The sequence below is a fragment of the Mailhella sp. genome (assembly GCF_057866825.1).
Genome location: NZ_DBMAHT010000066.1, coordinates 1 through 10,753 on the forward strand (window position 1 = coordinate 1; position 10,753 = coordinate 10,753).

Here is a 10,753-nt window from a genome sequence, read left to right on the forward strand (position 1 = left end):
GACCTCGACCTGGCCAATGCCTGCTGGGTGTTCACCACGCTCGAACTCGTGGTGGTACTGCCCATTCTCATTATTATCCTGCCGCTGCTGTAGGCGGCTCAACCGTACTTCCGCCCCAGTACCCGGGCGGGAGTACTCTCCCTGCTTACGGGTGCAACGTGACTTCGCGTCACCGAGAATATATCCTGAGGAGGATTTTATGAATCGTCTGTTCCGTACCGCCCTCATGGCCGCCGTGTGCATGGGTCTGCTCTCCGCTCCGGCCTTCGCCGCCTACAAAAAGGAATACAAGCTGAGCGTGGTGCCCGCCGCCACCTCCGGCTGGGGCCTTTCCGCAACCTACTTCGCCGATCTCGTCAAGGAGCGCACCAACGGCCGCATCAACATCAAGGTGTACCCCGGCGCTCAGCTCATGGCCGGCAAGCAGACTTCCGAACTGCTGCTCGTGCGCCGCGGCGCCATCGACTTCGCCCTCGCCTCCACCATCAACTGGTCGCCCCAGGTGCAGGAACTCAACCTCACCGCCCTGCCCTTCTTCGTGGCCAACAACCCCGACCGCTACAAGGCCATGGACGCCATTGAAGCCGGCGAGTCCGGCAAGATGCTCGTCGCCGCCGTGGAAAAGACCGGCGTGAAGTTCATCGGCTGGGGCGAAAACGGCTTCCGCGAACTTACCACCAGCAAGGGCCCCATCAATCATCCCGCCGACATGAAGGGCATGAAGCTGCGCGTGTGCGGTACGCCCATCTTCGCCGACATTTTCACCGCGCTCGGCGCGAATCCGCAGGCCATCAACTGGTCCGAAGCCGTGACCGGCTTCCAGCAGGGCATCGTGGACGGCCAGGAAAACCCCACCAACGGCATCAACATCACGCTCCAGATCTGGACCTGGCACAAGTATCACACCGACTGGCACTACATGATCGATCCGCTGCTGCTCACCTCCAACGCCAAGGTGTGGAAGTCCTTCTCCAAGGAAGATCAGGCCATCCTCATGGAATGCGCCAAGGAAATGGAAAAGTACAGCAAGGCCCTTTCCCGCCTCGGCTTCGACGACGGCTCCTCCCTCGCCTTCCTCCAGAGCATAAACAAGGTGCCCGCCGTGACCGATCCCTTCAAGACCATGGAAGAACACGGCATGAACATCGTGAAGTTCACGCCTGAACAGGTCAAGGAATTCTACGACGCCACCAAGAGCGTGCGCGACAAGTGGACCAAGGAAGTCGGCCCCGAACTCGTGAAGGCCGCCGAGGCCGACATGAAGGCCGCTCAGTAAAACAACGTGTTCCGGGAGCGGCCGGGCCGCTCCCGTCTTTTCATCATCGGGGATTCTCATTATGTGGAACTTTCTGAACGCACGCTTCGAGGAACTGCTCGGAGCCGTACTGCTGGCCGTGATGGCGTGCATATCGTTCATCAACGTGATCGTGCGCTACTGCACCAATTTTTCGTTTTCCTCGTCGGAAGAGCTCACCGTCAACCTCTTCGTATGGATCGTGCTGCTGGGCACCTCCCGCGCCTTCCGCGAAGGCGGGAACTTCAGCATGAACCTGCTCTACGACGCCATGCCCCGTCCCCTCAGAAAGTTCCTCTACCTTTTCGGCGCGCTGTGCTGCATCGCGTTCTTCGCCACCCTCTGCTGGCAGGGCTACATTGAAGTCAAGGACGAAATCGAACTCGAAGTGATTTCCGAATCGCTGGCCATTCCGGTCTGGATCTACACCATCGCCACGCCGCTCTTTTCCGCCCTCATCATCGTGCGCATTCTCCAGAAGCTCTGGGAAGACTTCCGTTCCAGAAACTACTAGTCCCCCGCAAGGACGCTGATCCGCACGTCAAACCGCTTGCTTCAAACGCCTCCCGCGTCTTTGAAGTCTGGAGAATTCCGCATGGATACCTCACTTTTTCACGATCCGGCCTTCTGGCTTCTCGTCACCTTCATCGTTCCGCTCATCTTCCGCGTGCCCATAGCCATCTCCCTCGGCGTTTCCGCCATCTTCGTCGGCTGGTGGTGGGACATGGGCATCGACATGCTCTCCTACAACTTCTTTGCCGGCATCGCCAAGGTGCCGCTGCTCGCCATTCCGTTCTTCATTCTCGCGGGCTTCATCATGGAGCGCGCGGGCATCGCGGCCCGCATCGTCATGCTCGTGGAAACCCTCGTCGGCAACATGACCGGCGGACTCGCCATCGCCACCGTGGGCGTCGCCACCTTCTGGGGCGCCGTCAGCGGCTCCGGCCCCGCCACCGTGGCCGCCCTCGGCCTCATCCTCATTCCCGCCATGGTCAAGAGCGGCTACGACAAGCCCTTCGCCGCCGCCACCGTGTCCGTCACCTCCGGCCTTGCCATCGTCATTCCGCCGAGCATCGCGTTCATCGTGTACGGCGGCATCGCCGACGTCTCCGTGCCCGCCCTCTTCGCCGCAGGCTTCATTCCCGGCGTGGTGGTCGCCCTCTTTCTCATGGGCTCCGTGCTCATCACCTCCAGAAAGAAGGGCTATCGCGGCAAACCGCGCTCCATGCCCGTGTCCAAGGCACTGCGCGAAGCCTTCTGGGGCGTCATGACCCCGGTCGTCATTCTCGGCGGCATCTACGGCGGCGTGTTCACTCCCACCGAAGCCGCCGCCGTGGCCATCTTCTACGGCCTGTTCGTGGGCGTGTTCATCTACCGCACCATCAACAAGCTCTCCATTCTCGTGGACGTGCTCGTGGAATCCGTGAAGGCCACCGCCGTCATCATGTTCGTGGTCACCTGCGCAGGTCTCTACGCCTGGGTCGCCAGCACCGTGGGCCTCGTCGAGCGCGGCGCTTCCGTGCTGCTCTCCCTCTCCGACAACCCCGTCGTGCTGCTCCTGCTCATCAACGTGATCCTCTTCATCGCGGGCATGCTGCTCGACGCCATTTCCATCTACTACGTGCTGCTGCCCTTCCTGCTGCCCATCATGGCTCATTTCGGCTGGGATCCCGTGTGGTTCGGCGTCATGATGACCATCAACCTCGCCCTCGGTCAGGTCACGCCGCCCGTGGCCGTGAACCTCTACGTGGGCGCAAAGATCAGCAACCTCACCATGGAAGAAATCACGCCGCCCGTGCTGCCCATGCTCCTTGCGGCCGTGCTGGCCCTCGTGGTCATCGTGCTCTTCCCCGACATCACCCTCTTCCTGCCGCGCCTGCTCGGCATGTAACCATCTTCCTCCCCTCCGGCTCCGCATTCCGGGGCCGGAAGCCTTCGGCACGTCGAAGAAAAAAAGAGGCCGCCCGGCAACGGACGGCCTCTTTTCATGCCCCGAAGAGGGCTATATCTTTCCCAGAAAATCGCGCTGGAAAAAGCCGAAATGCAGGTGATGGAACAAGGAGTCGCGGTCGACGCCCCGCACCTCGGCCTTCATGGCGTCCAGCACGGCGGCGTCTTTCCAGTCGTCCACCACGCGGCCGCGCCGGGCAAGATCCTCGGCCACGGCCTTCGCATCCCTGAGGCGCGCTACTGCGGCGTCCAGCGCCTCGTCATCAAGGCAGTCCCGCAGGCTCATGCGGTAGGCGTTCTCATCCAGCAGACGGAGCTTTTCATAGGTCTCCCTGTCGATGAACGACGGCCGGAACAGCTGATTGAAGCCCAGATGCCTGCGCATGACGCCGAGCTGATCCTCATTGAGCGTGCTGCCGTCCACCACCACGGAAAGATGAACTCCCGCGCCGGAAAGCTGCGCCTGAAGAGCCGGATTCCCGGCAATGTTCACCTGCGTCGCGTCGTCGGGAAGATCGGGCATGAAGATGCGCAGAATCCGCTTCTGATCGTCGCTGAGGGCCGATGCGTCCACCATGACCGGCAGAGGTCCGGCATGAGCGGCCTCAAGCGCCTGCCGAAGTTCGTCCCTGCCGGCGATATCCACCTTCGCCACGCCCACCTTGCGCGCGCCGAAGCTCGCATCGTTGTCGATGCCCGTCACCTTCACCGCGCCGGTTTCGGGATTGATGTCCACAAGATAGTTCTGATTATGGCGGTCCGCCTGACCGGAAAGCGCATCCGCCCATTCCAGCCTGTTCAGCTCGCGCATGAGATTGGCCCGCATGTCGTCGAGCAGTCCTTTCTTTTTGAGTCCGCTCACGACCTGCCCGAGCGTCAGCTTGTTGCCCCGGCCGTCGGGCACGCACGGGCGCCCCGTCATGAGATCGCAGGCCGTGCTGCCCGGCGCCTTCTCCATGAACAGCCCCACGCGCCCGTCGTACACGCCTATGCGGGAACGGGCCACGGTATCGCCGCAGCCTGCGGCATCGGCGCTGCGGCTGGCCGCCACGTTGATCTGCATGACGCGCGCCCCGGCCCGGTAGCCGAGCCGGTACACGGTGAGATCGGGAAAGCCCTGACGCGCGGCCGTTTCCGGCTTGAACACCAAGGGCACGTCTTCGCCGTTCTCGCCGCGGTACACGCACAGCGTCACGGTGTTGGCCGCGCCGTGCCCCAGCACTCTGGCTCTCTTCAGCGTGTCGCTGCCGGCCTTCATTTCGAGCTGATCGGTCGGAATGCCCCGCAGCGACGCCTCAAGAAGCGTGGGAATCTCCACGTCGTGCTCGAAGGCCGCGGCAATGTATTCGCCGCGCAGCACGGCACGATCGGCCGCCGTGCCCGCGTACATGGCTCCGATTTCCTCCGCCTGCGCCTCAACAATGGGCTGCCGGGTCGAAAGCGTGCCGGCAAATTTTTCCAGAAACGCCGCGCCCACCCCCTCGGAGAATTCGCTGCTGCGGGCCGTGGTAAACAGATTGACCGCCTCCCGGACCGAAACGGAAACGCCGCACCTCCCAAGAAAGTTGCGCAGGGCGACGCTGTTCGACAATCCGCCGCTGCCTGCAAGGTACAGAGCGTAGAGCAGCGTGGAACTCTTGTCCGTGCTGCCGGAACGAAGCCGCCGCCACGCCTGCATCAGCCCGTTCCTGACTCTGTCCGGTGAGGATACGCCCGCCTGAATGTCTCCCTTCAGGGCACTGAGATCGGCGTTGTACCGGGCCAGACCGCCGGCGACGTCCATCAGCGCGTTCCGCAGTCTGGTCAGTCCGGTCTTCGAGGCCAGGGCGCGGCACGCGCCGGGATCAATGCCGGGCATGAGCTCGTCCACGGCCTTCACGACCTCCCCGTGCAGCGAACAGCCGGACAGGTTTCCGAGCCTCGTGGAACAGCGATCCAAAAGATCGTTCAGGCCCGCGTGCAGACTTCTGTCCTCCACGCTCATGCCGTCCGTGTTCAGCAGCGCCACCGCGGCCCGCGCCCTGTCGAGCACGTTTCTCACATCGGCGGCTTCGCGGCGGAACTGCTGTTCCGACATGCCCGCGCCCTGCTGCTCCAGCCTGTCGAGCGCGTCGAAAAGTTCCTTCATCTGCCCGGTCACGCGCCTTTGCAGCGTGCGCTCGTGCATGCCCGGCGCAAGCGCCTTCATGCCGCCGGAAACGGTCATGTCGCCCATGTCCGCCATGCGGTCCTGCATGTTCGCGCGCACGACCTGCTGCTCGGCGGAAAGGCCTTCCCCGCTTCCGCCCGCAAGCTGGAGCGACGCCACAAGATTCAGCGCCTCCGAGGCCCGGTACTGCGTGGAATGCAGCAGCGACGAAAGCAGCGCGGAATCGTTTCCCGACGCCTCCATGAAGCGGCGCACCTCGCCGTAGAGCGCATTCTGCGCCTGCGTGTACGCCGAAAGCCTGTTCAACAGCGCCTTGGGAAGCGGCACCCCGGCAAAGGAGCGGGCCGGAATGCCCGCCAGCGCCGCGGCCGCCTTGTCGCAGGCCCGGGCCGCATCCATGAGACGGCCGTGCGCGCTCCGCAGGCCGCTGAAAAGCCCCGGACGCGGAATATTCCGGCCGAGCTCGGCGTACACCGAACCGGTCAGACAGGGCAGATTGCCAGACGCGCGCCCGAGCAGCCTGTCGAGGCGCTTCTGCGCGCCCTGAAGCTGCAGCGCCACCGACGACTCGCGGGACTGCGCAGCCTCCGGGCGGATTTCCGGTTCCACGGCGGGAGACGTCGCCACGGCATGGCTGCCGGTCACGGAAGGTTCCGGCAGATCCGATATCAAAGGAGTGTAAAGAGGATTATGAACCTGACTCATGTGCTTCTCCCCCGCTAAACCCGCATCCACATGCTGAAGGGGACGCTTTCCCCACAGAGCACGTCCCCGGTTTCCAGACAGTCCAGAAGGCCGTCCACGTCGTCGCCTCCGCGCTCCGCGCCTTCGCCCGTGAGCGACCAGCGGCAGCCCAGGTCGTTCACGAACACGCGCAGCTCTCCGCTCCCGGGCCTGCTTTGCAGGCAGACTTCCGCCAGCCGGAAGGCCGCCTCAAGATCTTCCCGCTCCTCCGCAGGATCGCCGAAGGCCCGGTTCCACGGCAGACTCACGCCGAATCGAAACGAGCCCTCCTTCAGCAGAAAAAGCACGCGCATTCCCTGAAGTCCGCTTCCCGCAAGCCCGAAGCCGACGTATCCGCCTTCGTAAAAGGGAGCGGCACCGTCGGAAGAAAGAGCGGATGCCGCCGCCTCTTCCGAATCGACGACTTCTGCGCCCGCCCGGGCGTCTTCGTCCTCGCCGGATGCCGAAGCGTTGTCCGAAGCTTCGGCGCTCTCCTGCCGACCGCTCCAGGCGTCAAGCACGGCGTCCATGTCTCCGGGCAGCACGGGAACAAAGGGCACGGGACGCAGATCCGTGGCAAAAAAGTTGTCATCCGTCCGATCCAGCGCCTCCAGGGCCGAAAGGGGCACCGGCGGACAGGGAATATCGTTGTCTTCCAGAAATTCCGTCAAACCCTCGGGAAGACGCAACGCTTCGCGTTCAGACATGCAGGCCTCCTCATGACACCAAAGTTGGCGGCGCGCCGGAAAAAAAACGCCCCGCATGAAGGATAAAGCAAAAATCGTGCCGCAAGACAACGATAGACGCCGCCGCGCTCTTCGACAATCCCCGCTCCGGAAATTTTCGCCGAGGCACGGCCCGCGCCGACTCGGCTCCACGCCCCGGCTGTCCTCACGTCGGCCCTTCTCGGCCTTGCAGCATGCCGTGCCTCCCCGCTCCCCGGCTGAACGCCGGAGAGAAACGCCCGGAGTCCGCAGTCCAAACGCGCCGCGCACGGCCGAACGACACGCGGCGTTTCCGCCCCGCCTTCCCTCAGCGGCTCCTCCGTGCTCCGTCCCCTCGGCTCGCTTCTCACCTTCCGCGCCGTATTCCCGGCCCGCATTCCCGGCCCGCTTCCCCCGGCTCGTTCCGCCTCCGAGCTTTACGCGGCACCGGCAACAGCCGTCCTTTCATCCCCGCCTCGTTCCGCCCCCGCATCCGCCCCGCCAAAATCCCGCCGAAACCACGCCGATCAGCGCCCCGAAACGTCCTCCGCCCGGCTCCGCGCCCTTCGCAAAAACATCGGGAGCGCCCCAAAAGCCGCGTTCGCCCTCCCCGGGCGCAAAGCATGCCCCTTTTCCGACTCCTGCCCGTCCCTGCCGTTCCCCGTCTGCAAAAATCTGCGGTTCCGGGCCACACTGCTGTGGATTGATTATAAGAATCTCTTTGACTTTCCCCGCAATTTCGGATGTCCAATAGAACATATCTTTCGTTAAAAAAAATTCTCTCCCGCGTTCCGGCTCCGCGCCGGAACCTCGGCGGACGTCCGCAAAAGGACCGAAGCCGCGTCGGAGCGGCGTTGTCGGCGTCACTCCGGAAAGATGCATCGAAACAACGTTCGTGGTCAGGGGCTCGAACGTTCGGCGTCTTTCAGATCTTCCGACAGCCGGACGCAACGTCCGCCCGTCCCCGGCGGGCGATTCCGCCCGGAAAATTTTTCTGGAGTTTCCTGTCGATGTCTTCTCATCCACCCTCCGAGCTCGCTCACGCCGCCCCTTCGGGGGAAAGCGGTTCCCGGATTTCCCGTCTGCTGCGCATCGTGCAGGCCATCCGTCAGGATCCGCATCGAACCTTGAGCGCGCTCCAGGCCGAGCTCGGCATCGGCAGAAGTCAGTTCTACAAGGACAAGGCCGCCCTCGCCGAAGCCGGATTCCGCTTCAGCTACAGCAAGAAGAGCGGCTTCCGCATTCTGGAAGACGCTCTCGTGCCGAACATCGACCTGAGCCTCTCCAACCGGCTCATTCTCATGCTGGCGCTCGAACAGCTCTGTCTCTCCGGCGACGGCATGCTCGCCGCCCTCGCCGTGGACGCCGGTCGCAAGCTGGCGGGCGGCATGCCCGCGCCCTTCCGGGAACAGATGCTCTCCACCTTCGACCGCAGCTTTCCCCGCTGGAAGAACCATCGGCCGCCGGAAACGCTTTCCCTGCTGCTGGAAGCCGTGAGTCAGGGCAGAAGAATACGCATTCTGTACACCGCAGGCGACGACTGGGACGCCCGCTGGCGGGAAATCGATCCCCGGCATCTGTACCTGCGCCAGCGCGCGCTGTACCTGTACGCCCGCACCGTGGACGAATCGCCCTTTCAATGGCAGGGCTTCCGCGTGAGCCGCATCCGCAAGGTGGAAGACACCGGCATGCGCCTGTTCTGGCCCGCCGACGCCGACGACGGCTTCCGCCATCAGCAGCCCGCCCCGTGCCGCAGCACCGACGACAACGGATATCCGGTGACCATACGCTTCACCGGTCAGGCCTCCCACTACATCCGGGAAAAGGTGTGGCGGGAGAGCCGGAACATGGAACAGACCGGCCCGGAAGAAATTCTGTTCACCGTGCGCGTGTCGGATCCGCAGGAAGTGGTGCGCTGGGCCCGCGTGTTCGGCGACGAGGCCGAAGTCATGGAATGCGGCGAACCCGCCCCCTGCCCGCCTTCCGGCTCCGAATAGCCGCGCCTGCTCAAAAACAGCCCGGGCTTTGCGCCGACTCTCCCCTCCCAAGCTCTCCGATGATCGGCAGAAACTCCCTCTCAAAAAGCCCTTCGTGATCCGATAGTCTCTCGTGGAACTCCTCGTTCCGGCGCTCATCGCCTCCGCGATCTGTTTCCAGTCGCCCGCCACCTCCGGCGGCACGTTCCTGAAGGTAGCGGCAGACGTCAAGATTCCCCTTCGTAAGCCGTTCTGTCGCCTTTCTTCGAGGCGTCCATGCGCGACGGCCCTGCGCAGACTCCGAAACAACCCCGGTCTCGGCAGAGGCCCTCAAGCCGCCTGCTCGCGGAGCTCGTCAGGCAGGGCGGCTTCCCCGCGGCGCAGCCGGACAGCCCTCCCGACGCCCTTCCCGTCGCCCCTGCGAACAGTGCAAAATTTTTTTGGAAAAAGTCTTGTGATTTTTTTGTCGACATTTTATACCCGCGCAGGAACATGTTCGTTCCTCTACGAAAAATCGGAATCATTCCGAGGAGAAATGGTCTTCGCGGAAGCGTTCCGACCACACGCAAGGAGATGTCATGAACAGACACCTGTGGCTTACGAGCGCCGGCATGGCGCTCGCCCTGCTGCTGCCTTCGGTCGCCCCGGCGGCTTCCGAATCGGCGCTCATGCAGGCCCCGGCCCGCAACGCGGCCATCATTGCCAAGGTTCCCGGCTTCAAGGCCGCCGACCTCGATCTCTATCTCGGTCAGCGCCGCATCAGCGAGGGCGTGGTCATCCGCAAGAGCTTCATCCGCGACGGCAAAATCGTCATTCCTCCGGCGGGCCTGTACTACAGCTCGCGCATTGCCAGCATAGGCACCATGACCAACATTGAAGTCATGCTGCTCGGCAAGCGCTACTCGGAAGTGGACGAGGCCTTTGAATACCTCGTGCTGAAAAACCGCGTCATGAAAAAGGGCGACTCCATCAATCTGCTGCCCGACGGCTCCCGCGCCCTGCAGTTCGTGAGCGGCAGCTCGCATCCCTACGGCAACAGCGCGGGCTATTCCAGCCTGCGCATCATGAAGTCTTCCGGCAACTTCTACGGCACCAACTTCCAGGTGGCCGTCGATCCCACGCTGGTGGACGTGAATTCCGGCAAATTCCACGGTCTCGGACTGAGCGAGGGGCGGCATCCCGTCACCGCCGCCACCGGGGAACCCGTGCAGCACAAGAGCTACTACGGCGCGTCCATCTATCCCAGCGGCAAATCCTACCTCATCGTGGGCAGAACCAGCCCCAACGAAGTGGAAGTCAAGGAATTCGCCACGCCCAGCCTCACGGAAATATGGCTCACCTCCGAACCCCGCGTTTCCGGCGCCTTCAAGGCCGGAGACAGCGTGAAGGTCGGCAGCGCCACCGTGAAGATTCTCTCCGTGGGCAAGGATTCCGCCAAAGTGGCCCTCACTCAGAACGGCAAGGAAACCGTGAAGGAATTCAAGAACATGCGCGACAAGCACGCCCTTGATTTCCTGCCCTCCAGCCCCGCCGAACGCGCCAAGTGGCAGATGGCTTCCGAAGACGGCAAGGTGCGCGTGCAGGTGGCCATGCTCCATCCCGAAGGCGCGCTCACCAATGACGGCAAGGTGCGCCTCGACATGTTCAGCGGCATTTTCGCCATTAAAAATCCGCAGCAGTGGCCGGGCGATCCGCGTTTCACGGTTCGCCCCGACACCTGAGCTTCCTGCAGCGAGCTGAACGAGATCATTCTCGAAAACACCGACGAGATTGTTCTCGACAGCACCAGCAACGTGTTTGCTGGCCCCGAAAACTACTTCCGCATCGTGATCGACGACTTTGACGGCAAGACCGTGAACGCCTGGCACTTTGAAGACGCCGACGGCAACAAAAGTCCCAACCTCGCCTCGTTCGCCAAGGGTCACAACATAGACCTCCTGGCCAACCTGGAAAACAA

The 10,753-nt window shown here is 63.2% G+C and carries 7 protein-coding genes; 5 read left to right on the forward strand and 2 right to left on the reverse strand.

From position 1 onward, the window contains the following. Positions 1–199: 199 nt before the first annotated feature. The 3 genes from dctP (at position 200) to ACZM96_RS07200 (ending at position 3,185) form a co-directional block, all read left to right on the forward strand. A complete protein-coding gene (gene dctP, locus ACZM96_RS07190) occupies positions 200–1,276 on the forward strand; it encodes a TRAP transporter substrate-binding protein DctP (RefSeq protein WP_489488194.1) in 1,077 nt (358 codons plus the stop codon). Between the two features lie 61 nt (positions 1,277–1,337). Beyond that, positions 1,338–1,808 carry a TRAP transporter small permease gene (locus tag ACZM96_RS07195; protein WP_489488196.1) on the forward strand — a complete coding sequence of 157 codons (471 nt, stop codon included), beginning with the start codon at positions 1,338–1,340 and terminating at the stop codon, positions 1,806–1,808. 81 nt (positions 1,809–1,889) lie between these two features. Further along, positions 1,890–3,185: a TRAP transporter large permease gene (locus ACZM96_RS07200; protein WP_489488198.1), complete on the forward strand. Its 1,296-nt coding sequence runs from the start codon at positions 1,890–1,892 to the stop codon at positions 3,183–3,185. Positions 3,186–3,296: 111 nt separating this feature from the next. Here ACZM96_RS07200 and ACZM96_RS07205 read toward each other — a convergent pair whose 3' ends face one another. Both ACZM96_RS07205 and ACZM96_RS07210 read right to left on the reverse strand, forming a co-directional pair. Beyond that, positions 3,297–6,098: a hypothetical protein gene (locus ACZM96_RS07205; protein WP_489488199.1), complete on the reverse strand. Its 2,802-nt coding sequence runs from the start codon at positions 6,096–6,098 to the stop codon at positions 3,297–3,299. Between the two features lie 14 nt (positions 6,099–6,112). Then, entirely contained in the window at positions 6,113–6,823 is a 711-nt protein-coding gene (locus ACZM96_RS07210) for a hypothetical protein (RefSeq protein ID WP_489488201.1), read from the reverse strand. A gap of 1,007 nt (positions 6,824–7,830) precedes the next feature. On the opposite strand from ACZM96_RS07210, the gene ACZM96_RS07215 reads away from it, so the two are divergent. Both ACZM96_RS07215 and ACZM96_RS07220 read left to right on the forward strand, forming a co-directional pair. Next, positions 7,831–8,817, forward strand: a complete 987-nt coding sequence (locus ACZM96_RS07215; RefSeq protein ID WP_489488203.1) for a helix-turn-helix transcriptional regulator — start codon at positions 7,831–7,833, stop codon at positions 8,815–8,817. A 557-nt stretch (positions 8,818–9,374) separates the two neighbouring features. After that, positions 9,375–10,517, forward strand: coding sequence for a hypothetical protein (locus ACZM96_RS07220; protein ID WP_489488205.1), 1,143 nt, complete (start codon positions 9,375–9,377; stop codon positions 10,515–10,517). The last annotated feature ends 236 nt before the right edge of the window (positions 10,518–10,753 follow it).

What these genes read in the sequence shown, in the direction of transcription:
- dctP (WP_489488194.1), top strand. Translation starts at nt 200, where the DNA reads ATGAATCGTCTGTTCCGTACCGCCCTCATGGCCGCCGTGTGCATGGGT.
- ACZM96_RS07195 (WP_489488196.1), top strand. Translation starts at nt 1,338, where the DNA reads ATGTGGAACTTTCTGAACGCACGCTTCGAGGAACTGCTCGGAGCCGTA.
- ACZM96_RS07200 (WP_489488198.1), top strand. Translation starts at nt 1,890, where the DNA reads ATGGATACCTCACTTTTTCACGATCCGGCCTTCTGGCTTCTCGTCACC.
- ACZM96_RS07205 (WP_489488199.1), bottom strand. Translation starts at nt 6,098, where the DNA reads ATGAGTCAGGTTCATAATCCTCTTTACACTCCTTTGATATCGGATCTG.
- ACZM96_RS07210 (WP_489488201.1), bottom strand. Translation starts at nt 6,823, where the DNA reads ATGTCTGAACGCGAAGCGTTGCGTCTTCCCGAGGGTTTGACGGAATTT.
- ACZM96_RS07215 (WP_489488203.1), top strand. Translation starts at nt 7,831, where the DNA reads ATGTCTTCTCATCCACCCTCCGAGCTCGCTCACGCCGCCCCTTCGGGG.
- ACZM96_RS07220 (WP_489488205.1), top strand. Translation starts at nt 9,375, where the DNA reads ATGAACAGACACCTGTGGCTTACGAGCGCCGGCATGGCGCTCGCCCTG.